This is a genomic window from Flavobacterium psychrolimnae, from assembly GCF_003312425.1.
Taxonomy (GTDB): domain Bacteria; phylum Bacteroidota; class Bacteroidia; order Flavobacteriales; family Flavobacteriaceae; genus Flavobacterium; species Flavobacterium psychrolimnae.
Genome location: NZ_QNUX01000006.1, coordinates 38117 through 61699 on the forward strand (window position 1 = coordinate 38117; position 23583 = coordinate 61699).

General features: G+C 34.8%; 15 protein-coding genes and 2 tRNA genes. 4 read left to right on the plus strand and 13 right to left on the minus strand.

The window, feature by feature from the left end:
• Positions 1-104: 104 nt before the first annotated feature.
• From pruA to DR980_RS07775, 3 genes are all read right to left on the minus strand, one after another.
• The gene (gene pruA / locus DR980_RS07765; protein ID WP_113634709.1) at positions 105-1733 is read right to left on the minus strand and encodes an L-glutamate gamma-semialdehyde dehydrogenase; all 1629 of its coding nucleotides are present in this window, start codon (positions 1731-1733) and stop codon (positions 105-107) included.
• Between the two features lie 290 nt (positions 1734-2023).
• A complete protein-coding gene (gene apaG / locus DR980_RS07770) occupies positions 2024-2410 on the minus strand; it encodes a Co2+/Mg2+ efflux protein ApaG (protein ID WP_113634711.1) in 387 nt (128 codons plus the stop codon).
• Between the two features lie 80 nt (positions 2411-2490).
• Positions 2491-3756, minus strand: coding sequence for a type IX secretion system plug protein (locus DR980_RS07775; protein WP_113634713.1), 1266 nt, complete (start codon positions 3754-3756; stop codon positions 2491-2493).
• Positions 3757-3922: 166 nt separating this feature from the next.
• Between DR980_RS07775 and DR980_RS07780 the strand changes: the two genes are divergently transcribed.
• Positions 3923-6733 carry a M16 family metallopeptidase gene (locus DR980_RS07780; RefSeq protein ID WP_113634715.1) on the plus strand — a complete coding sequence of 937 codons (2811 nt, stop codon included), beginning with the start codon at positions 3923-3925 and terminating at the stop codon, positions 6731-6733.
• 78 nt (positions 6734-6811) lie between these two features.
• Here DR980_RS07780 and DR980_RS07785 read toward each other — a convergent pair whose 3' ends face one another.
• The 9 genes from DR980_RS07785 to DR980_RS07825 all read right to left on the minus strand — a co-directional run bounded on the left by DR980_RS07785 (position 6812) and on the right by DR980_RS07825 (position 20256).
• Entirely contained in the window at positions 6812-7582 is a 771-nt protein-coding gene (locus DR980_RS07785; protein ID WP_113634717.1) for a class I SAM-dependent methyltransferase, read from the minus strand.
• Complete coding sequence (map, locus tag DR980_RS07790; RefSeq protein ID WP_113634719.1) at positions 7582-8400, minus strand: type I methionyl aminopeptidase; 819 nt, start codon at positions 8398-8400, stop codon at positions 7582-7584. Before map ends, DR980_RS07785 begins: the two co-directional genes overlap by 1 nt.
• 44 nt (positions 8401-8444) lie before the next feature.
• Entirely contained in the window at positions 8445-9833 is a 1389-nt protein-coding gene (locus DR980_RS07795; RefSeq protein ID WP_113634721.1) for a TolC family protein, read from the minus strand.
• On the minus strand, positions 9833-11179 hold the full coding sequence (locus DR980_RS07800; RefSeq protein WP_113634723.1) for an HlyD family secretion protein: 1347 nt from the start codon (positions 11177-11179) through the stop codon (positions 9833-9835). Before DR980_RS07800 ends, DR980_RS07795 begins: the two co-directional genes overlap by 1 nt.
• Before the next feature lie 2 nt (positions 11180-11181).
• On the minus strand, positions 11182-12843 hold the full coding sequence (locus DR980_RS07805; RefSeq protein WP_113634726.1) for a peptidase domain-containing ABC transporter: 1662 nt from the start codon (positions 12841-12843) through the stop codon (positions 11182-11184).
• 15 nt (positions 12844-12858) lie between these two features.
• Complete coding sequence (locus DR980_RS07810; protein ID WP_113634729.1) at positions 12859-13530, minus strand: TetR/AcrR family transcriptional regulator; 672 nt, start codon at positions 13528-13530, stop codon at positions 12859-12861.
• Positions 13531-13653: 123 nt separating this feature from the next.
• The gene (gene gpmI / locus DR980_RS07815) at positions 13654-15171 is read right to left on the minus strand and encodes a 2,3-bisphosphoglycerate-independent phosphoglycerate mutase (RefSeq protein WP_113634731.1); all 1518 of its coding nucleotides are present in this window, start codon (positions 15169-15171) and stop codon (positions 13654-13656) included.
• Positions 15172-15312: 141 nt separating this feature from the next.
• Positions 15313-17730, minus strand: a complete 2418-nt coding sequence (locus tag DR980_RS07820; RefSeq protein WP_113634734.1) for a DUF5916 domain-containing protein — start codon at positions 17728-17730, stop codon at positions 15313-15315.
• Positions 17731-17862: 132 nt separating this feature from the next.
• The gene (locus DR980_RS07825; protein WP_113634736.1) at positions 17863-20256 is read right to left on the minus strand and encodes a DUF5916 domain-containing protein; all 2394 of its coding nucleotides are present in this window, start codon (positions 20254-20256) and stop codon (positions 17863-17865) included.
• 188 nt (positions 20257-20444) lie between these two features.
• On the opposite strand from DR980_RS07825, the gene DR980_RS07830 reads away from it, so the two are divergent.
• Positions 20445-21167: a murein L,D-transpeptidase catalytic domain family protein gene (locus DR980_RS07830; protein WP_113634739.1), complete on the plus strand. Its 723-nt coding sequence runs from the start codon at positions 20445-20447 to the stop codon at positions 21165-21167.
• On the opposite strand, the gene DR980_RS07835 is transcribed toward DR980_RS07830, so the two are convergent.
• Entirely contained in the window at positions 21156-22745 is a 1590-nt protein-coding gene (locus DR980_RS07835; RefSeq protein ID WP_113634741.1) for a L,D-transpeptidase family protein, read from the minus strand. The two genes, DR980_RS07830 and DR980_RS07835, sit on opposite strands and share 12 nt — an antisense overlap.
• Before the next feature lie 503 nt (positions 22746-23248).
• Between DR980_RS07835 and DR980_RS07845 the strand changes: the two genes are divergently transcribed.
• A tRNA-Gly gene (locus DR980_RS07845) sits at positions 23249-23321 on the plus strand.
• Between the two features lie 43 nt (positions 23322-23364).
• Positions 23365-23440, plus strand: a tRNA-Gly gene (locus DR980_RS07850).
• Positions 23441-23583: the final 143 nt, after the last annotated feature.

Below are 23583 nucleotides of genomic sequence, written 5' to 3' on the forward strand. Positions count from 1 at the left end.
CGCAATGACATTCAAAAACAAACCCCACAAGAATTCAAAATAATTTGAATTCTTGTGGGGTTTAAATTATAAATCACAAATCGTTAATCTGCGATTCTAAATCTTTATTCTCCTAAAAACGGATATCTGTAATCAACCGGAGTAATAAAAGTTTCTTTGATGGTTCTTGGCGAAGCCCAACGCAACAAGTTCAATGCTGAACCCGCTTTGTCGTTCGTTCCTGATGCTCTTGCACCACCAAAAGGTTGCATTCCTACAACAGCTCCCGTTGGTTTATCATTGATGTAGAAATTACCAGCCGCATTTTGCAATTTGGTAGTTGCTTGCTCAATTGCATAACGATCTTGACTGAAAACTGCACCTGTTAACGCATATTCTGAAGTGGTGTCAACCAACTCTAAAGTTTCTTCCCATTTGTCGTCTTCGTAAACGAAAATCGTCATTACAGGTCCGAACAATTCCATTTCCATGGTTGAATAATGAGGATTTGTTGTTACGATAATCGTTGGTTCAATAAAATAACCAACAGATTTGTCATAATTTCCTCCAACTATAATTTCGGCATCAGCATCTTTTTTAGCTTGGTCAATAAAACCAGCCAATTTATCGAAAGAACCTTCGTGAATTACCGCAGTAATAAAGTTACCAAAATCCTCTGGAGAACCCATTTTCATCGATTTTGTATCGGTGATTAATTGCTCTTTTATAGCTGGCCACAAACTTTGTGGAACATAAGATCTTGAAGCAGCAGAACATTTTTGACCTTGAAATTCAAATGCACCACGAACAATTCCTGTTGCCACTTGTTTTGGATTTGAACTTGGATGTGCGATGATAAAATCTTTACCTCCAGTTTCACCAACAATTCTTGGGTAGGTTTTGTAATGGTGAATGTTTGTTCCAATTTTTGCCCAGATATCTTTAAATACGTGAGTTGAACCTGTAAAGTGAATTCCAGCGAAATCACGGCTTGCCAAAACAGTATCCGTAATCATCAAAGCATCTCCAAAAACAACGTTGATAACGCCATCAGGAACTCCCGCTTCTTTGAATACTTCAATAATTATTTGTGCTGAGAAAACTTGGCTGTCGCTTGGTTTCCAGATCACAACATTTCCCATCATAGCAGCACTTGCAGGAAGATTTCCGGCAATAGCAGTAAAGTTGAACGGTGTAATCGCGTACACAAAACCTTCAAGAGGTCTGTACTCTAAACGGTTCCACATATCCGAATTTGATTTAGGCTGATCGTTGTAAATTTGGGTCATGAATTCTACGTTGAAACGTAAAAAATCGATGAATTCACAAGAAGCATCAATTTCAGCTTGGTGTATGTTTTTTGATTGCGCAATCATTGTTGCTGCATTTATTCTTGCTCTGTATGGACCAGCGATTAATTCAGCTGCTTTTAGGAAGATAGCTGCTCTTTGTTCCCAAGCCATATTTGCCCAAGCAGTTTTAGCTTCAAGTGCATTTGCAATTGCTTGCTCAACATGTGTTTTTTCGGCTAAATGATACGTTCCTACGATGTGTTTGTGATCGTGTGGAGCGGTCATGTTTTTTGTGTTTCCAGTTCTAATTTCTTCGCTTCCGATATACAAAGGCACATCGATTTTAGAATTCCACATTTTTGTGTAAGCTGCTTGTACAGCTGCTTTTTCTGGTGAATTTGGTGCGTATCCTTTTACTGGTTCGTTTACCGCTTTTGGTACATGAAAAAATCCTTTTAACATATTTGTAAAATTATAAAATTAGAAATTGTTGTAGTGTGTTTCAAAATAATGCACAAAAGTACGAAGGATTGTTTGAAAAAAGATGTTTTTTGGTGTAAACTAAAAGCAATATGGGTGGAAGTCGTATTATAGCCCAGATAGAAATGGAAAGCTTTTTGTGGTCTCGTTCTATTTTTTCTTGTAGAATAAGAGCGACTTCAGAAGCTCCTTATTGTGCTTAGAAAAAAATAAAGGAGGCAAAGAAAACTTGAAATGTATAGCTGGATGAGCTACGAAAAAAGAGATAAATTTTAATTCAAAGCAAATGGAGCACTCAACCTAAAAGCAGGTACAATAACTTTGAAGTTCTTTGTTGAGGTGAAATTAATCATGTTGAAATAGCCTTTCATCGCACCATAAGGGGACGACAATAAACAGCCTGAACTGTAGGTGTGAAATTCTCCAGGTTTCAAAACGGGTTTTTTTCCAATTACGCCTTCGCCATCAACAATCTCGATATCATTTAGGGAATCAAAAATTTCCCAATGGCGCGAAATCAATTGAACGGAATCCTTACTGTGGTTTTCAATTGTGATTACGTAACTAAAGGCAAAGTGAATCTTATAGTTTTTGAAGTAAGTACCCTCAAAACTAGTTAATACCGAAATTTTTATGCCTCTTGTTATTTGAGAAACCATGTTAAATGGATGAATATGTGATTATTATTGACAAATTTACAAAAAAATGGTGTCGTTTTACCAAATTTATCAAAAGTTTTTTAGTTGATGATATTTATAGAATTAGCTATTCCTTTGCCCACAACTCTGTCGTATCGGTCAATGTTTTCTCTGTAATAAACCACTATTGTGTAATCATTTTCTGTTTGGTAAAAATTACCATCAATTGCATTTTCATAGTCAATTACTCCTTTTTCGTCAGCGACTTTGTATTCAAAATTCGCAAACCCCTGTTTGATTAAAATTGCTTTTTCATAAATCGCTTTTTTGGGATTATACTCCATTTTATATTCTGGAGACATCGTATAATTATTAAACATTCCAGTGACATAAATATTTTTGTTCAATCGGAAAGTAGGTGCCGAAAGGCTGAAATAAACCCAGGCATAATCAGCTTCGATTTCGTTGTTAGCAGTATTTAAATTGTTGACGACAAAATTCCCATTCACATCTTGGGTAAAAGAATACGGGAAATTAGCTCTGGCGGCGCTGGTGTATAAATATGAACCGTAAACTGCCGAGCTAAAATCGACTCGGGCTATATTATTGTTTGCGGCTCTGATATCTTTGTTTTCGAAAAATAAAAATTCATTTCCGGCCCAAAACTGAGTCTCCCAATCATACTTGTAAATCAAATCATTACCAATAGTGTATTGCGGCACTATATTTTTAATGCCAGTATTCATTTGGCCGTTTTGCAGTAATAAAACTTTGACATTTCGCAACGGCGTTTGAAAAGTAATAGTATTGGATCGAATAGTAAAATCTAAATTTTGCTTTGATTCGATGTTGTTAACTGTTCTGGCTCGTTTTACTTGGATAGGAACCGTAACCAAATCTTCGTATAAAATGAATTTTCTGGAAAATACGACTTCTTTATTTTCATCTAAAACTTTAATCATATAATTTCCGCTGATTTTTAACTGCAGCGTAAACTGATTTGGTATCGCTAATTTGTAATGTGAATAGATTTGTAATGTATTGAAGGAATTGCTGTAATCCTGAATTCTTTGGTTATCAAAACCTTCAAGATACTCGTTTTTCGGAATTGCCGTAGGATTCCAGTTATAGTCGCAATGGATTATTTCGTAGTAATAATTGGCTTCATTGCCAAAAAGGTCATCAAATTGCAATTGAAATCCTTCGCCTAGTTTTAAAATTGGAATTATATTTTGGTCATTTTGTACAAATGAAATCGTTTTGATGTTGTATGGCGGGGCGATTTCTTTTTCTGCTTGTGCCAAAGAAATATAGGAACAAAACACCGTGAGAATAAGAAAGGTTATATTGAGAAAAGGGTTTTTCATTTTGTAGCACTTAAGATTTTGTAAATATAATGATTACGTTTTGTTTTTGGTTGATCTTGTTTTTGTGGCGATGATTTTTTTTGTGAGTAATATCTGTTAATATTCTCTTAATTCGTTCTGTTTATAAATGGTAACTGATTATTTTTACTACAAATAAACCAACCTTATGAAAAAAATCAACAACTTAGTCTTTGGTGTTTTGCTATTTCCATTAGCTGTTTTTGCCCAGCAAATGGATTATTCAAAAGCCATTCCTTTTGATCCGAGCGTGAAAACCGGAAAACTTGAAAATGGGTTAACCTATTACATCAAGAAAAATGCCAAACCGGAAAACAAAGTAGATCTTCGATTGGTCGTCAATGCGGGATCCATTTTAGAAACGGATGATCAACAAGGTTTAGCCCATTTTATGGAGCACATGTGTTTTAATGGAACCAAGCGTTTTCCAAAAAACCAATTGGTTGATTATTTACAAAGTATCGGTGTAAAGTTTGGACAGCATTTGAATGCTTACACTAGTTTTGATGAAACCGTTTATTTTTTACCAATTCCATCAGACAGCCCTGAAAAATTGGAAAAAGGATTTCAAATTATTGAAGATTGGGCTTTCAATACGGTTTTGACTCCGGAAGAAATTGATAAAGAAAGAGGAGTTGTTCTGGAAGAATATAGATTAGGTTTAGGAGCCGGAAAAAGAATGCAGGGACGTTATATTTCTAAAATGATGCACGATTCCCATTATGCGGAACGATTGCCAATTGGACAAAAGGAAGTTTTAGAAAAATTCAAACACCAATCCTTGATTAATTTTTATAAAGATTGGTATCGTCCAAATTTGATGAGCATAATTGTTGTGGGTGATATTGATGTTGCTGAAATGGAGAAGAAAATTATTTCACATTTTTCAAGCTATAAAAACCCAGCAAACGAAAAGTTGAGAAAGGTTTATGATGTTCCTAATCATAAGGAAACTTTTGTAGCTGTAGAAAGTGATAAAGAAGCCTCAAGCGCTCAAGTACAATTAATGTACAAAGATTATGGAACTCCAAAACCAGTGGTAAATGTTGGAGATTTTAAAAATTCTCTTGTTGAAGGATTATTTTCTACACTTTTAAACACGCGATTGGATGAACTGACAAACTCAGCAACACCTCCGTTTACGTATGGATATTCGTATTATGGAGGTACTTTTGCCCGAAATAAAAAAGCCTATCAATCCGTAGCAATGTCACAGGAAGACAAACAGTTGAATGCTTTGAAAGTTTTGGTGACTGAAAATGAGAGAGCAAAGAAATTTGGATTCACTCAAGGCGAATTAGATCGTTCCAAAGCTGAATTTCTGGCATCTATTGAAAAAGCATATAATGACAGAGACAAAACGAATTCAGTGAATTTTGTGGGTGAATACCAAGCTAATTTCTTAGAAAAAGAACCGGTTCCCGGAATCGAGTGGACGTATCAAATGATGAAGCAATTGATGCCTTTAATTGAGTTGAAGGATGTGAATAGCTTGATTAAAGATTATGTAAAAGAAGATAACCGAGTTATTATTCTGACCGGACCTGAAAAAGAAGGTTTGAAAAAAGTAACGGAACAACAAGTTCTAGACGCATTAAAAGTTAACGCAGACGATCTTAAACCTTATGAAGATGTTGCTGTTGCTACAAGTTTAATGCGCAAAGAGGTTAAACCGGGTACAATTGTTAGTCGTGAAAGCAATGCGAAAATTGGTACTAAAACATTAGTTTTATCCAATGGTGTGAAAGTGATTTACAAAAATACCGATTTCAAGAATGATGAGGTTCTTTTTGAAGCTGTGAGTTTTGGGGGAACTAATTTATACTCGAACGAGGAGATGAAAAAAGTTCAATTTGCCAATGGCGCTTTGGCGGAAGCCGGATTCTCAGGGCTTAAATTGAATGATATCAATAAATTCATGACAGGTAAAATAGCAAGAGTGAATCCATATATTAGTTCTACTACAGAAGGTTTACGCGGAAATGCTACTCCTAAGGATTTAGAATATCTTTTCCAAATGACGTATGCTTACTTCACTGATTTGAACTATGATGCTGAAGCTTTTGAAGGCTTTAAACAAAAGCAATCAAGTTTCTTTAAGAATATGGCTTCGCAACCGCAAAACTATTTTCAACAGGAGTTTTATACGTATTTGAATAAAGAAAATCCAAGATTCAACGGAGTTTTGCCAACGGATAAATCTTGGGCCGAAACTGATTACAAGTTAGCGTACAATAAATACAAAGAGCGTTTTGCGAATGCAGCTGATTTTGAGTTTTATTTTGTGGGAAACATCGATGATAAAACCATGGAAGAATATGCCGTTAAATATTTAGCATCTTTGCCAGCTACCAATAAAAAAGAGAAAGCAGTTGATTTAGGCTACCGAATGTTAAAAGGAGATTTGAAAAAAGTCGTTAACAAAGGAACAGATCCAAAAAGTAATGTGACCATCATGTATTATGGCGATGCAACTTATTCCGCTAAAGATGCGATGACCATGCAGGCACTGGGCGAAGTATTAACAATAAAATTAATCGAGCAATTGCGTGAAAACGAAAGTGGTGTTTATGGTGTTTCTGCAAGAGGAAGTTTGAGTAAAATTCCAAATGGAATGTACAGTTTCAATATTGGTTTTCCATGTGGACCGGATAATGCTGAAAAATTGACAGCTTCAGCTTTAAAAGAACTTCAAAATATTATTGATAACGGACCGGATGAAAAAGATGTAGCTAAATTCAAAGAAGGAGAATTAGCTGATTTTAGAAAAGACAGTAAAGAAAACAGATATTGGTTGTCTAATTTTACGAGATCTTATATTTATGGGAACAGTACCGAGGATGTATTGAAATTTGAAGAAGCTGTAAATGCAGTGACAGCAAAAGATATTCAGAATATTGCTAAAAAATACCTTACCAAAGATAAAGTTATTGGAATGTTGATGCCGGAAAAGAAATAAACCGACTCGTCTTTAAACTAAAAACCTGCTAAAATTAACTTTAGCAGGTTTTTTTATGATGTGAATTTATGGTTTGAATTATTTAAAACAAACCGGAATAATTTCTCCTTTGGCTAAACAATATTTTTCTACTAATTCAGGTGCAATTTTATTGGTGTAATCTTCTTCAATTACTTTAAAACCGATACTTCGTAATTTATCAAAATAATCGCGGCCATAAATACGGACATGATCGTATTGACCAAAGATTTTAGCGCGTTCTTTTTGATCCGTAATGGAGTCATCGGCAAAAGTTGTTGCTCTGGATAAATCCTGTGGAATTTGTAAAATGGCCATTCCACCCGGTTTCAAAACTCGATACAATTCCTGCATGGCTTTCGTATCATCCGGAATGTGTTCTAGAACATGATTGCAAAGAATAACATCATATTGATTGTCTTCAAAAGGCAAGTTACAAATGTCTGCTTTCACATCCGCAAGAGGTGAAAATAAATCGGTTGTGGTGTAGTCCAGATTTTTTTGGTTTCGAAATAATTTATAAAAAGCTTGCTCAGGTGCAAAATGCAATACCTTCTTCTTTGCTGTTGATGTAAAAAAATCGGTTTCTTCATTTAAATACAACCATAATAAGCGATGTCTTTCCAAGGAAAGTGTACTTGGCGAAAGCACATTGTTGCGTTGTGTTTCATACCCATAAGGCAACATCGATTTGAAGCTTTTTCCGTCGATTGGATCGGTGAAATTAGTTCCTTTTAATGAATAAGCGATAAGAGGACGTGCCACATAACTCAGCCTGATTAATAAAGGACGAGGAATGGTATTGAGTATTAATTTAAATAGTTTCTTCATTAGAGCACTAAAGGTGTTTGTCTAAACTCATCTTCCTCATTACTCACGATTCCTAACGCTTTGTAGATGTATCCAAAAGTCGATAATATCTCCGGTTTCCCATCAATAATGGCTACGTCGTGCTCAAAATGGGCACTTGGTTTTCCGTCGGCAGTTGTTATTGTCCAGCCGTCTTTGTGTTGTTTGATGTTTCTGGTTCCCATGTTAATCATCGGTTCAATGGCAACAACCATTCCTTCGACAAAAAGTTTTCCTCTTCCTTTTTTGCCATAATTAGGCATTTCAGGATCTTCGTGCATTTTTTGACCTACGCCATGACCTACTAATTCACGAACTACACCATAGCCATGTGATTCGGTATATTTTTGAATTGCATTTCCTACGTCTTCTACACGGTTTCCTAATCTTAATTCGCGGATTCCTACGTACAATGATTCTTTGGTAATTTGCAATAATTTTTTAGTTTCAGGAGCAACTTCGCCTATTTCAAAAGAATAAGCATGGTCACCATGGTATCCGTTTTTGAAAGCACCACAATCCACAGAGATTACATCGCCGCTTTCCAATGGTTTATTATTGGGAATTCCATGCACCACTTGCGAGTTCGGACTCATACAAAGTGAATTTGGGAAGCCATATAATCCAAGGAAACTCGGTTCTGCACCATGGTCACGAATGAATGTTTCGGCTAATTTATCGAGGTATAAAGTGGTGACTCCTTCTTTGATTTCAGAAGCAATCATTCCTAATGTTTTTGATACGATCAAGGCACTTTCGCGCATTAATTCTATTTCTTCACGTGATTTTACAATAATCATAATTTCGGATTTTCAGTTTGCAAAAGTACAATTTTATAAATTATTTAATCCGGATTGGCCATTATTTTAAAAAGCTCTGAATTTGAAACATAAAAACGATTCTCTAGAGCAATCTTCGAAAGTTGTGCGCTAACTAAATTATTCTCTCGGGTATTGATTAGAAATAAGGAACTTTCGCCAAAAGAAAATAATCTTTCCTCTGAGTTTAACATCGTGAGATTGTCCTGAACCAAACCTTTTATAAGTTCTTTTTGTCTCAGTAATGATTCAATTTCCATTTTTTGGGCATTGATTTTATTGGTCAATTGTACTTTTTCAAGATCTAATGTAAATTCAGTTTCCTGAACTTTGAACTTCGCCAGTTTCAAACTTCCGCGTTCTTTTCGAAGAAATAAAGGGAAGTAAAAATCCAATCCAATTTTATAATCCTCAAACTGATAATTATCAATATAGGAGGGTTCTGAAATATAGGAGTAACCCACGTCTATTTTTGGTAAAAGCATGTTGGCTTTCAGTTTTCGTTCCACATTGAGCATGTCAATTTTGCTTTGCAGCGCATTAATTTTTGGATGATTGGTGATGGAGAAATCGGTGTTTAGTAAATCATTCGTTTTTAAACTTTCCTGAATCGTGAATTCCAATTGGGTTTCAGGAATCAATTCGTCGGATAATTCCAGCGGAATATTGTTTTCTAACCAAAGAAAAGTAGCGAGTTCTAATTTGGCTTTAGCCAATTTCAGATTCGAATCTTCTAAGCTCAGTTTCCTGTTTTTCACAATAATTCCTGCCTCAACACTATCAATTGCGGGTTTGTCTCCTTGATTGATTAAAGATTGAATTCCTTTAAATCTAATTTGTGCATTTTCATTATATTCTTCATACAATTGCACTTCATTGAAGTTTTTTTTCCAATTAAAATACGCCAGTGAAGCATCATACAAAACCGCAATTGCCTGAAGTTTTCGTTCTGCCTGACTCAATTGTATTTGCATTTTTGCCTTTCGGACATCAGCCATTCTTTGATTGATAAACAGCCCTTGTCCAAGTGGAACGGTCACTCCTAAGGAAGTTAATCCTTGATTGGGAAGTGTGTTTTGCGGATTCAAGTATACGCCGTCACTATTGTCAAAACCCGCTTTAATCTCGATTCCGTACCATGTTGGGATTTTGAAGCTGCTGTTCAAAATTGAATAATACTCTTTGTCTTTGAATTGTTTTTCGCTGAAATCGACTTCAATTTTTGGGTCAAAACCACCGCGAGCCATCATCAAATTAGCTTGCGCTTTACTGATTTCCAAGTTGGCATTCTTGACCAGCGGATGGTATTTTTTTACATACCCTAAGAACTCCATATAAGTGAATTCTTTTGAGGTGATATCTTGGGCTGTTGCAGCAAAACCCAAAAATAAAAATGCTAAAAATAGTTGTTTCATTATTTTTTCTCTGTTGTTGGTTTTACGGCGGGTTTGTAATAATTAGGAGGGAATCCGTTTAAGGTTCTCCACAATTCAAACCATACTGGCACATTTTCTAGTAGGGCAATAGTTTGCGCTCCAGCTCCTATACTCAGTTGCTCAGGCCATTTATCATCACTATTATCAGGTGAAATTAATACTCGATATTTTCCATTGACGCTAATGAAATTTTCAATGGCTACAATTTCACCTCCAAAGGTTCCGTAAGACATGTTTGGCCATCCAGAGAATACAATTGTAGGCCAGCCATCAAACCAAACTCTGACTTTTTCTCCTTTGCGTAACAGCGGAAGATCAATTGGGTTTACAAAAGTTTCTACGGCAATATCATATTTTGATGGCATTATGGTTGCAATTGGCGTTCCTTCTTTGATGGTTTCTCCTATTCCGGATTGCAAAGCCCTGTTGATGTAGCCGTTTTGCGAAGCTTTGATGTAATACATTCCATTTCTAATGCTGTAATTTGCATACTGATTTTCAAGTTTATTTACTTGCGCATCAGTGTCGTACTGACTGCTAAGCGCTGTGAATTTGTCACTATTGGCTTTCGAAACTTTCTCTGCATACTCCGCGCTTATTCTGTTTATCTCAACTTTAGCATTAATAAACTCGTTTTTGCTGGTCAAGTATTTGTTTTCCTGAGTGATAATTTTCGCTTCTACTTCTTGTAATTTCAGTCTTTTTTCTTCAATATCAGTAAGCGGTTTCAGTCCTTCCTTATTCAGCTGAACCGAACGATTGTATTGCGTATTGGCTATCTTTAACTGGGTTCTTACGGCAACTAAATCGATACTATCACTCTTTATTTTCAAAACTGATTGTTTGATTTTATTTTGCGCTTGTTCCAGTTTCAAAACTTTTTCTCTTTCAATGGCTTGTATCTGGTCGGAAAGCGTGCTTACTTTTGAACCATACGATTGCAAAGATTGTTTTTTTGCGTCTATTTGATTTCTAGTGTTTTGAACTAAATTTGGATCCATATAATCCTCTTTTATTTCTGAAATGAATAAAATTGTATCGCCTTTCTTTACAAAGTCACCTTCCTGAACATACCATTTTTCAAGTCGACCAGAAATCACACTCTGAATGGATTGTGGTCTTTGGTCAGGTCTTAATGTGGTAACGCTTCCGCTACCTGAAATGTTTTGTGTCCAAGGCAAAAAGAGTGCTATTACCCCTATAATTGAAACTCCTACAATAATTTTATTTAAAATTTTATAGTGAGGTCTGTTGACTAGGTTTTTTACCGTACTAAAACGATCTAATGGCGGCAGTTTTGTTTTATTGTCAGATATGTTTAGCATGACTATTTATTTTTTAAATCAAGTTGAATAGTTCCATTTTCCATAGTGATGATACGACTGCATTTGGTTTTCCAATATGGATTTTTTGAGGAAACTATTATTGTCCAGTTGTACTTCTCTGACGTAAGGAAATCGATAATTTCATTAGCAATTTTAATATCCATCATATCCGTAGGATCTTCGTAAAAAAGGATTTTTGGTTTGTGTATGATACTTCTAGCCAATAATACTTTTTCAGCATCGGAAGATGATAATTGCTTGCCTTCAGGAAAAATGTGTGTTTCGAGACCCTTCGGCAGCGTTTTTACAAAACTGGAAAGTTGGACGCCCTCAATAGCCCATTTTAGATTTTCAGTAGTTATTGAGTTGTCATTGAACGTAATGTTTTCTAACAGCGTTCCTTCAAATGGCGTTTCACCGTGAATAATACCGCCAATTTGCGAACGATATTGTTTCAGGTTGATTTTTCTATATGTATCGTCATTAATGTAAAAAGTACCAGATGTAGGTTGCAATAAACCGGACAATATGCGAATTAGGGTTGTTTTCCCTGAACCATTAGGTCCTTCAATCGCTATTTTTTCTCCCTGTTCTATTTTAAGAGATAAATCACTTAATATTTCCTTCTTGGAGTCCGGAAATTTGAAAGTAAGATTTTCTATTTCCAATGAAATATTAGCATAGCAAGTATCACTGCTAAATGCGGTATCTTCTTCTAATTCCATGTCAGTCACTTGACCAATTTTTTCAATTGAGGTCAGTACATCGTAGAATGTTTCCAGTCCAATGATAATTTTTTCGACAGAAGTTATAACTAATAAAATAATGATTTCTGCCGCTACGAATTGGCCAATATTCATTTGTTCTGAAAGTACCAAAAAACCTCCAATAGATAATAATCCACCAGTTATTAGAATTTTAAAAATGATTAATTGGGTAAATTGTCTTTGGATAACATTGAAATGTTTTTCACGATAATTCAAGTAAGCAGCTGCTATATTGTTGTTTTTTTGGAGTCCAAAATTGTAGTGAAGGTCATTTTTGAAACTGTAATTATTCCGAGCTAATTCTTGTAACCAGCCTGCTACTTTATATTTGAATTTAGATTCTTTCAAACTTGTTTCCAAACCCGATTTAAAAGAGAATCGGAAAATAAAATACAAAAGAAAAAATAGTAGGACTCCAAATATTATAAAGTACGGATGGTACAAAGACAGTAAAATTACTCCGAAAGCAATTTGTAACAGTGCCGCAGAGAAATCGATTAACAGTTTCGAAGTTCCTTTTTGGATGGTCATTGTGTCAAAAAATCGATTGGCTAATTCCGGCGGATAGGAATTGTACAATTGATCCATTTTTATCTTTGGCAAACGGGCTGCAAATTCAAATGAAGCGCGAACAAATATTTTCTGTTGTAAATTTTCAGTGATTCGCAATTGCATCAACGATAAAATTCCAACTAATGCGACACCAAAAATCACTAAAATGATTAAAACAATCCAAGAGGCGCTTACTCTTCCGGATTGTATAAAGTTGATGATAGCCTGAATGCCCAGAGGTAAAGACAAACTGATTAATCCTGCAAAAATGGCATAAAAAAATATTTGATACACATCTTTTTTATCTAATTCAAGTAAATTGTAAAAACGTTTTAATGGCGTCATGGTGATTTTTTTTGTTTATCGTAGGACATTTTTGGTAAGATTTAAATAAAATTGAGTAGTACTCACGTATTCATTACAATCTGTAATAGTTTTCAAATGTTCCGTCAGAAAATGTTGGTGCAAGCTTCCAACTACGATTGTTGATGCTAACGATTTAGAAAAAGGATATTCCGGATTGACTTCGTTTATAAAGCCTACAATTCGGTTTATTAACCTTTTATAAATCAGAAAAAAACCTTCTTTATTTTCTTGATCTACTTCTTTTGTCTGTAATGTTTTTGTAAATTCTGCAATGATAATTTTATTCAAAATAGATTCATTGATATGTTCTGTATTAATGTCATCAGTAACTTTTTCAGTTACAATTGTTATTGCTTTGTCCAGTTTTTCGGATGGATCCAAAATATTTGTAGTTGCAAAAACCAGCTTATATTCCATCCAACTCCAGTACCAAGAAGATAAATATACGAGCAATTTATGCTTGTTCTCAAAGTAACGATAAATCGAGCTTTCATTAGAACCAATTTTTTCTCCTAACTTTTTGAACGTAAAATTGTCAAAACCAATTTCGTCTATCAAGAGGATACTTTGTTCCACAATTTTTTTACCCAAAGGCGACGTTTCGGGATCCTTCACGTATATTTTTTCGTTGACTTGGATTTTTAAATTAGATAGTATAATGTTCATAACCGATAATATTTTATGCAAATATAATAGTATTACTATCAATATTGAGATTTTAACTTTTATTTAACTAAAAGCTACTTTTAAGAAAAGCAGCTTTTAGTTAAATATTAATTTTTAATTTGTTTAAAGTAAAGAATGACAAGTCATTACCTCTGGTTTTTCGACTCCCATTAATTCTAAGATGGTAGGAGCAATATCGCCAAGAACTCCATCATGAATCACTCTTAAATCTTTGTCCACTAAAATAATTGGAACTGGATTTGTAGTATGAGCCGTATTTGGACTTCCATCAGGATTAATCATCGTTTCACAATTTCCGTGATCTGCAATAACAATTGTAGTGTAGTCATTTTCTAAAGCTGCTGTGATTACTTTTTCTACGCATTTATCCACTGCTTCACAGGCTTTGATGGCTGCGCTCATGATTCCGGTATGTCCAACCATGTCGCCATTGGCAAAATTAAGGCAAACAAAATCTACCTCGCCTTTGTAAAGTTCAGGAATTAACGCATCAGTCAACTCAAATGCACTCATTTCCGGTTGCAAATCATAAGTAGCAACCTTTGGAGAGTTTTTCAAGATTCGGCTTTCGCCAATAAATGGCTGTTCTCTTCCGCCGGAAAAGAAGAAAGTCACATGAGGATATTTCTCCGTTTCAGCAATACGAATTTGCTTTTTGTGTGCTTTTTCTAAAACTTCTCCAAGAGTTTCCGTAATATTATCTTTGTTGTAAACGACTTTTACGTTTTTGTACGTTTCGTCATAATTAGTCAGCGTAACATAATACAAATTAAGTTTGTGCATGTTTTGTTCATGACAATCCATTTGCGTCAAAACTTCGGTTAATTCTCGTCCTCGGTCTGTTCTGAAATTAAAGAAAATAACCACATCATCTTCTTCAATTGTCGCTAGAGGTTGGTCATTTTCGTCCACAATAACCGTTGGATGAATAAATTCATCAGTTACATTGACTTCATAACTATCCTCGATGGAAGCTACTGCATTTGTTGAATGTGTTCCAATTCCGTTTACCAATAAATCGTAAGCAAGTTTTACTCTTTCCCAACGTCTGTCGCGGTCCATTGCATAATAACGTCCTACAACTGAAGCTAGTTTTACAGTAGTATTGGCAATATAATCCTGTAAATCCTGAATGTAATGCTTTCCGGATTTTGGGTCTACATCACGACCGTCAGTAAAGGCGTGAACAAAAACTTTTTGCAATCCGTGTTGTTGTGTTGCATCAATCAAGCCACGTAAATGAGATGTATGAGAGTGTACACCACCATCTGAAACTAAACCTAAAAAGTGTACTTTTTTATTGTGTATTTTAGCATACGTGAAGGCATCAACTAAAACTTGCTCCTTAGCTAAAGTGTCGTGCGCAACGGCAAGGTTTATTTTGGCTAAATCCTGATATACAATTCTGCCTGCGCCAAGATTCATGTGACCTACTTCACTGTTTCCCATTTGCCCTTCAGGAAGTCCAACATTTAATCCGTCAGTTCTAAGTTGAGCACTTGGATAATTTCTATAAAGACTATTAATAAATGGAACATTGGCATTATCGATAGCAGAAACTTTTGGGTCAGGAGATTTTCCCCAACCGTCCAAAATCATAAGAATTACTTTTTTATTCATTGCAAATTTATTTTAAGCAAAGATAAAGTATTTCTAAAAATCTTCAAGTGAATCAAAATCACTATTATAGATTCAGAGGCTAAGCATAACAAATAATGATTATTTTGTTGTGGAATGTTGCCTTTTTTAAGGTTTATGCATTTAGAATTTATTCTTAACTTCATTATAATCTATAAAATAGCGCACACTGATCGAGAAAACATGACTCAATGCATCATTATTCAATAAATTGGTGAAGTTCTCTCTAAATTCTTTATTGATGTTTCTTTCAAAAGCGCCAGCATTGTTTCGATACAAAACAGAAACCTGACTTCCGGGGGCAAACCACCAAGTATAAGATAAATCAGCATTCCAGGAATAAAAACTTGAGTTTTTGTTGTCTGCGTATCCTGCAAAATCCATAAGTCTGCCGTTTTGTTCTAATGATAAAGTATTTTTATTCTCGGCATAGGACCAATAATGGCGTAAAGAAATATTAAAAGTCATTTGGCTGTTTAGAGAATATTTTCCCGAAAGCGTATTCGAATAGGTAATGACATTTCTATTCGCGAAAAGTATTGTATTTGGCGTAGCCAAATTTAGGTCTTCATTAATACTGTCAATGTAGCCTTTGTTATTGTTTTGCCTGAAAAAATTGAAATTATAATTCAACGATAATTTATCGCTAAAACGGTATCTCGGACCAAGAGAAAAACCATAAGAATTTCTTCCTGCCTCGTCAAAAACTGCGTAAGATGGATTAAAATCAATGGCGAAACTATGATTGTAATTGGTTGAAATATAAATAAATCCTCCAAGTTTACTAGGTCTTATAACGTATCTATCAGCAACTCTTGGTTCATAATAATCATAGGTTTCTACCGGATTTGCATCGAAACCTATTCCGAAGTAATGATTTTTTTTGGTATTCGAATTAATCTGAAAGTTAATATTGCCCGTTTGTAATTTGCCTGTTTCTTTTTGAAATTGTGAATAAGCGTTTATTCTTGCATTGAAAGTGTTAAAATACTTCGTAGGATTCAGGATTCTATAACTGGTGTTACCATATAGACTGTAATAATTAGTCTCAAAATTGATTCCTAAATCATTATTATCAAAATCTTTTGTGGTGATATCAGCCCCAACTCCATAACGAAACTTACCGCTGGTTTCAGAGAAATTCAATTGGGAATTAATACCTTTTTTATCCTCAACACCATTGATGTAACTGTACTTGAAATCACCGGCAAGGTTGTAGGTGTTTTTCTTGGTATTCAAATCCCAAACTAATGCGGTCACATTTCCATCTCGAAAACTTCCGTTTCGGGTCACATTTGTATTAACAAACGCAACGGAGGAATTTTTGCGAAAGCGCTGGTCTAAAACTAAAACATTATAATTTGCCAGTGGTTCAACTATTTCTTTTCGGACTTCTTGTGTGACGTTATTTCTTATGGTTGCAGTTGTTTTTTCGGTAACAGCATTTAAGATTCCAACTCCCAGTCCATTTTTGGTTCTTCCAGAAACTTTTAAAGCATTGATAAGGTTTACACTAGCGGGATTATCAATTATTTCTTCGTTTGCAGCTGCGGTAGGATAATTGATTGGATTTCCTCCAATTCGTCTCGAATAAACTAAATTTCCTTTGCTGAACAAATCCGTTCCTTCCGTGAAAAAAGGTCTGTTTTCATTGAACTGTTGTTCGAATGGTCCTAAATTCAAAATTTGATCATCGTATTTTGTTTGTCCGAAATCAGGAACAAGAATCATATCCAGTGTGAAAGCATCGTTTATTCCATATTTTAAATCCAATCCGCCTTTAAGTGTTCCGTATGTTTTTTGTCTCGAATCAGCATTAACATAAAAAGAAGAGTACGGTAAAAGAAAAAGTCGGGTAGGAGGTTTTATGTTTTCAATTCCTTCTAAAACTCCGGTTTGTTGGGTAAATGTTCCAAGTTTTGAATCGATAAAGTTCCAAGTAAATTTTTGTCGGTCTCGTCTTATCTCTCTAAAAAAATTAAGTCCCCAAGTTTGTTTGTTTTCACCAGAAAAACGGAGTGCTGCGTATGGAATTCGCATTTCGACAATCCAACCTTTAGCTGTAATTACGGCTTTGCTTTTCCAAACGGCGTCCCAGGAATAATCCTCGCCATTGGTGTCAGTTGTGATACAATCGGCCTGACCGTCAGCAGCATTTACAAAAAATTGAAAATCTTGCTGCCCGTCATTAAAACCATTAATAAAAACTCCAAAAATGTCAGAAGTACCAAAATTATCTCTTTGAGTGATTTCTCTTAAAATTTTATCTGGATTGTCATCATACATCATGGCCGCAATATATACGGCGTCATTGTCGTATAGCACTCTTACTTCCGTTCTTTTGTTTTCAGGAATTGCCTTACCATTATCAGGTTCAAACATGATGAAATCGGTTGCTACTGCAGCAGATTGCCAAATGGATTCATCTAAGTTTCCATCAATTTCAATTTTTTCGGAAATGAATTTTGTTTGTAATGTTTTTTTTTGGCTGTAGCCAAAGACACTTATAAAGAGGAAACAAAGCAATAAATGATTTTTCATGAAACTGTTGATTGATTGATGCAAAATTAGAAAAACCAAAATAGTTTCAAAGGGACAAATCACCAATCCACACAGTAGTTTGGGTTAATAGACTCCTTTTTTAATTGAATGTTACAGTTTGTTTTGAAAAAATTAAAATTTATTTTTTACCGAATTGTAATCAATAAAATAACGAATGCTTACAGAAAGCACGTTCGTAAGATCACTTTTGAAGATGTTGTCAAGGTTTTTGGATACTCTTTTTTCAACAATGTCAGATCTCTGCAGACCATAATTTCTGTACAAAACTGAGATTTCGCTTCCCGGCGCAAACCACCATGAATAGGATAAATCAAAGTTCCAGGAATTAAAATTCCGGTCCTTGTTTTGTGCGTAGCTAGTATTTGGAGTTAAATAACCGCTGTTTTGCAAGGTAAAGAATTCATGATTTTTAGAATACGACCAATAATAGCGAGCCGTTAAGTTAATGGTCATTTTATTGTTTAAGGAATATTTTCCAGTAAGATCATTTTGAAGAATTTCTCGATTGCGTTCTGCAAATACAATTCCTGTATCATCAAAGGCAACCCATCCACGATCATTAATCATTTTAGTGTATTCAGATGCGAAGGCTAAAGAAAATTTGTCATTGAATCGGTATTTTGGACCTAAATAAAAGCCATAATTATTTCGACCACTCTCATTGTATTTTGTAAATGTAGGTTGGATAATCAGTGTAAAAGGATTGTTGTCATTTGAGGTGAAATTTAGAATGGTAATCATTTTTTCTGGAAGAAATACATATCGTCCATATTCACGTGGCTCGTAAAAATCGAATGTTTTGACGGGTGTTAATTCGAATAAAAGCTCTAAAGAATCATTCCCTAATGTTGTCGCCCTTATTTCTGTCCCAAAAGCACCAGTTTGTAATTTTTTAGAAGTATTGTCCACTTCAAAATTTATATATTCATTTACTCTGAAAGTATTAAAAATTTTGGTAGGATTCACTATTCTATAGCTTGCATGTCCGTAAGCATTGTGATAATTAGAATAAAAATTGATTCCTAAATCATTCACGTCGTAGTTTTCTGAAAGATATTTTCCAGAAAACCCGTACCTATATTTTCCGCTTGTTTTTTCAAATCCAATTTCTGTTTTAAATCCATCATAGTCTTCAATGGTATTGATGGAGCTGTATTTAAAGTCACCGTATAGATTATAGGTATTTGATTTTGTGTTTAAATCAAACAATACTGCCGCAACATTTGCATCTCTAAAATCCCCGTTTCTGGTAGTATTTGCATTGACAAAAGTTACCGAAGAGTTTTGATTAAACCGTTGGTCCACTACAAACATATTGTAATTTGTCAAAGGTTCAATTACTTCTTTTCTTATCTCTCCTGTATCATTATTTAAAATGGTAGCTTTAGTTTTTTCTGTAACAGCGTTCAAGAATCCAATTCCTAAACCTTTTTGAGTTCGACCAGATATTTTTATTGCATTTAGTAAATTGACTGTACTAGGATAATCCGTAATTTCTTCATTTGCTGCGGTTGCTGGTTCGGTACTTGGAGCACCGCCAATTCTCCGCGAATAAAACAAACCTCCTTTGTTAAACAAATCCGTTCCTTCTGTAAAAAAAGGTCTGTTTTCTTCAAATCTTTGTTCAAAAGGCAATAGGTTTAAAATTGCGTTGTCAAATTTTGTCTGTCCAAAATCGGGCACTAAAATCGCATCTAATGTAAAAGAGTCGTTGATGCCGTATTTGATATCCAATCCAGCTTTGAAAGTTCTGTCAGAGCCAATGTCACTTTGCTGATAGTAGGCGGATGTATATGGAATCAGGAAAAGTCGGGTAGGAGTTTGAATGTTTTCTATTCCTTGAAGAATTCCTGCTTGTGGAATAACAGCACCTATTTTAGTGTCAATCCTGTTCCAGGTATATTTTTGCACATCACGCTTTATTTCACGCATGAAGTTCAAGCCCCAAGTTTGTTTATCGGCTTTAGAAAAGCGCAAAGCGGCATAAGGAATTTTCATTTCTACAACCCAGCCAAATTCAGTAATTGTCACTTCACTGTCCCAAATGGCGTCCCACGTAAAATCTTCATAATCCTCGGTTGCCAAACAATCCATTTGAACTCCGGCTGCACTTACAAAAAACCTGAAATCTTGCTGACCATCATTGAAGCCATTGATATAAACGGAGAAATGGTCGGAAACCCCAAAAACATCTCTATTTGTTATTTCTTTTTGAATTTTATTGGGTTCGTTGTCATACAACATTGCTGATATATAAATAGCATCGTTATCATACAGCACTTTTACTTCTGTTTTTTTATCATTGCTTATAGGTTTTCCATTATCAGGTTCAAACATGATAAAGTCCGAAGCAATCGGAGCCGATTCCCAGATTTGTTCGTTGATCTTTCCGTCGATTGTTATGTTTTCTGTGATGGATTTTGCTTGGAGTGTCTTTTTTTGACCAAAGGTGTTAATACTGCAGACAATTAAAAAAAGTAATGATAAATAAATATGTTTTGCCATGAATTACTAATGTATGTGAACAAAAATAGCAAAAATAGTACATAATGTATTTTTATTTTCGCACCGATAGACAATTTTTTCTAAAATATTTTGTTATATTATAATTAAAGTTTTCATAATTTTTGTTTTCGAGGTCCTTTAATGCTTACGTTTGCAACCCGAATTAACTTATAACTTAAACACTACCAATGATTTATACGATACTTCCTACTGTTTTATTTATGCTTGCATCCTTCTCTTCAAGTAAAACATCTTTTCCTGAGTCAAAGATTATTAAACCAGTAGTTTATGCCAAAACGGTAGCAATTAGTGATGAGACTAAAATCGAAATGGCATACAATAATTTACATTCTGACAAATTTGCTTTACCAAAATTGGAAAGTTTTGCAGTTGCCTTAAAAGGATATTATTCGTTGAAAGAAAAAGGATTAATCAAAAAAGACATTTTAACGTTAATCGACTTTAGTTTATCTTCTAACACTAAAAGACTTTGGGTAATTGACTTAATCACTGGAGATGTATTGTATCATTCTCTTGTTGCCCACGGAAGAAATACTGGTGAAGAATATGCATCTAATTTCTCAAATGCAGCCGAATCGTATAAAAGTAGCCTTGGATTTTATTCCACAGGTGAAATTTATAATGGCAAACACGGAATGTCACTTCGTTTAGACGGTTTAGAAAAAGGAGTAAATGATAACGCAAGAGCAAGAGGTGTAGTAATGCACGCGGCTGATTATGTTTCTAATTCATTTATAAAAAACAATCACAGATTAGGAAGAAGTCAAGGCTGTCCTGCTGTTCCTGCGGAATTATCTAAGGAAATCATCAGTACTATAAAGGGTAAATCATGTTTCTTTATTTATCATCCTTCCAGAGCTCCTAAATTTGGAGCTAAATCAATTTCGTAATTTATTGTACAAATCAGCGTCAAGGTTGTAAATATCGTCCCTGAAAATCAATTTGTTGTTCTCGCTCCAAGCGGTCCAATATAGTAGATGGAAGGCTATTTCTTTTTTGATTTTTACAAATTTCGTTCTCTCATTCTGTAAAGTTTCTGTGATTTTTTCCAGATTCCAATTGACTTCGTCGTTCAAAATATATTCTGTTAATTCTAACGGATTGTCTACTCTGACGCAGCCGGAACTTAATGAACGATCAATTTTGTCAAAGTAATCTCTGTGATTTGTATCGTGTAAATAAACGGAAAAACGGTTGGGGAAAATGATTTTTACCATGCCTAACGAATTGAAAGTGCCCGGACTTTGTACATATCGATACGTTTTGGCCTGAGATAATTGCCACTCGTACGGACTTACAATTCTTCCATTACTATCATAAACTTTAATGTTTGAATTTGTCAAATAGCTTCTGCTTTTTAAAATTGCAGGAATTACGTCTTCTCTCAATATGGTTGGCGGAACTGTCCAGGTTGGATTAAAAACAACTTGTGTTAATTTAGAACTAAGCACTGGTGTTTTTCTTTTAGCTCTTCCCACAATTACTCTGTGCGTTCTCAGCGTATCATTATTGTTTACCAGTGACAACTTATAATCTGGAATATTGATGATAATATATTCCTTTCCCATTTGTTTTGGATACCATTTCCAGCGTTCCAGATTAGCTATAATTTGTTGTGTGCGTTGGGTTTTAGAAAAATTAAGGGACGCAATGGTTCCGGCTCCAATTTTTGCGTCGGCGGCTAAACCGTGTCGACTTTGGAATTTTTTTAAGGCACGAACCGTTTCTTCGTCATAAATAGTAGTAAGACTATCTTTAGGTTGCAATTCTTTCCAATAAATTAATCGTTTCTTGATGTCGATTAAAGAAGGATTGGTATCATTCGGTGTTATTATTTTTGTGAATTTTATGGATTTAAAGTTGTCTTTTGGAAAAGAATTAATTTGCTGAAGTGCTTTTTTTAATCTTCGGTAAACAATATGATTGGGTTTCAATTGTTCTATTTTATAAACTAAAGAATCTGTTTGAAGTAATTGGGCGACTGTTGTATTTAGGTCGATTTCATTTGGTTTCAAATCCCAGTTTTTATATAATTTTCGGGGATTTAGTCTTCCGTTGGTGAGATGTGAGATGTATTTTTGCAAACTGGAAGTTAGTAAAATATCATATTTTGCCAAATCCGCAGAATCCAGGGAGGCAGCTTTTTTTTCGAAATCAAATAACGTTTTTACGTTGTAATCCTCGGGAATTAATCCCTCTTCATCTGATTTGAGAAGTTCTCTTAAAATTATTTTTCTCTTTTCTTCGGATTGCCAAACTGTCCTGTAATTCGTAGACGTGTAAAAATCTGTAAGCACTTTGTTGTGGAATGAAAGTACTAAAGTGGAATCAATGTTGGTTGGTTTTCCTTCCGGTTGCACACGAGGTTTTGCAATCTCTTCTTTCAAGATTACCTCGCTTTTTAGTTCTTCTTTTTTACAACTAATGAAGGTAAACAGCAACACGATCAGAAATGAAATATTCATCATTTATATCTTTAAAAATTACACTTTATTCTTCGATTCTTATTGATTGAGTTTCCTTTTTTCTATAAAAAAGAAAACCTTCCTTTTCTGAAGTTGAACCAAATTAGATTTGGTTTGTTGTTGCTGCACTCTTTTTCATGGGTGAATACATTTTCTTTTCTTCAAATATGGGAACTACTTCCAAGAGATTTTCAGAGTTATATCAGACAAAATGAACAGTTGTTGCTAAAATATGGCCGTCAAGACGACAACTTTCTAACAATTCTTCCATCCGAAGTGCAGGAAGTCGTACCGAAAATGCATCCAAAGCGATTATTTATTTGATGTTTTGCATTATTTTTTTAAAGATTTTTTTGTGTCCTATAAAGGTATAATATTTTCATATTAAATTCTTTATGATTTGAATCCTCTTTTTTAAAAAAGGTTCAGGCGGTAAGATTGAGAGTTTTTAAGAAAAAAACTTGCATTAAAGCAAACTTATTAATTATATTTGCACCGTTGTTAATGCGAAAGTAGCTCAGTTGGTAGAGCTCCAGCCTTCCAAGCTGGTTGTCGCGAGTTCGAGCCTCGTCTTTCGCTCTAAGTTTCAAATTTACTTTGAAATCTTATTTACTGTTATAATGCGAAAGTAGCTCAGTTGGTAGAGCTCCAGCCTTCCAAGCTGGTTGTCGCGAGTTCGAGCCTCGTCTTTCGCTCCAAAAACCTCAAACTTCTGTTTGAGGTTTTTTATTTTAAGGTTGTGCGAGTCCCGAAGTTTCGGGATATCCCGTGAACGAAGAGATACGGGAAGCCTCGTCTTTCGCTCTTCAAAGCCGAAACTTAATTGTTTCGGCTTTTTTTA

What these genes read in the sequence shown, in the direction of transcription:
- map (WP_113634719.1), bottom strand. Translation starts at nt 8,400, where the DNA reads ATGATTATTGTAAAATCACGTGAAGAAATAGAATTAATGCGCGAAAGT.
- apaG (WP_113634711.1), bottom strand. Translation starts at nt 2,410, where the DNA reads ATGGTTTCTCAAATAACAAGAGGCATAAAAATTTCGGTATTAACTAGT.
- DR980_RS07825 (WP_113634736.1), bottom strand. Translation starts at nt 20,256, where the DNA reads ATGGCAAAACATATTTATTTATCATTACTTTTTTTAATTGTCTGCAGT.
- DR980_RS07805 (WP_113634726.1), bottom strand. Translation starts at nt 12,843, where the DNA reads ATGACGCCATTAAAACGTTTTTACAATTTACTTGAATTAGATAAAAAA.
- DR980_RS07820 (WP_113634734.1), bottom strand. Translation starts at nt 17,730, where the DNA reads ATGAAAAATCATTTATTGCTTTGTTTCCTCTTTATAAGTGTCTTTGGC.
- DR980_RS07835 (WP_113634741.1), bottom strand. Translation starts at nt 22,745, where the DNA reads ATGATGAATATTTCATTTCTGATCGTGTTGCTGTTTACCTTCATTAGT.
- pruA (WP_113634709.1), bottom strand. Translation starts at nt 1,733, where the DNA reads ATGTTAAAAGGATTTTTTCATGTACCAAAAGCGGTAAACGAACCAGTA.
- DR980_RS07780 (WP_113634715.1), top strand. Translation starts at nt 3,923, where the DNA reads ATGAAAAAAATCAACAACTTAGTCTTTGGTGTTTTGCTATTTCCATTA.
- DR980_RS07830 (WP_113634739.1), top strand. Translation starts at nt 20,445, where the DNA reads ATGATTTATACGATACTTCCTACTGTTTTATTTATGCTTGCATCCTTC.
- DR980_RS07810 (WP_113634729.1), bottom strand. Translation starts at nt 13,530, where the DNA reads ATGAACATTATACTATCTAATTTAAAAATCCAAGTCAACGAAAAAATA.
- DR980_RS07785 (WP_113634717.1), bottom strand. Translation starts at nt 7,582, where the DNA reads ATGAAGAAACTATTTAAATTAATACTCAATACCATTCCTCGTCCTTTA.
- DR980_RS07795 (WP_113634721.1), bottom strand. Translation starts at nt 9,833, where the DNA reads ATGAAACAACTATTTTTAGCATTTTTATTTTTGGGTTTTGCTGCAACA.
- DR980_RS07775 (WP_113634713.1), bottom strand. Translation starts at nt 3,756, where the DNA reads ATGAAAAACCCTTTTCTCAATATAACCTTTCTTATTCTCACGGTGTTT.
- DR980_RS07800 (WP_113634723.1), bottom strand. Translation starts at nt 11,179, where the DNA reads ATGCTAAACATATCTGACAATAAAACAAAACTGCCGCCATTAGATCGT.
- gpmI (WP_113634731.1), bottom strand. Translation starts at nt 15,171, where the DNA reads ATGAATAAAAAAGTAATTCTTATGATTTTGGACGGTTGGGGAAAATCT.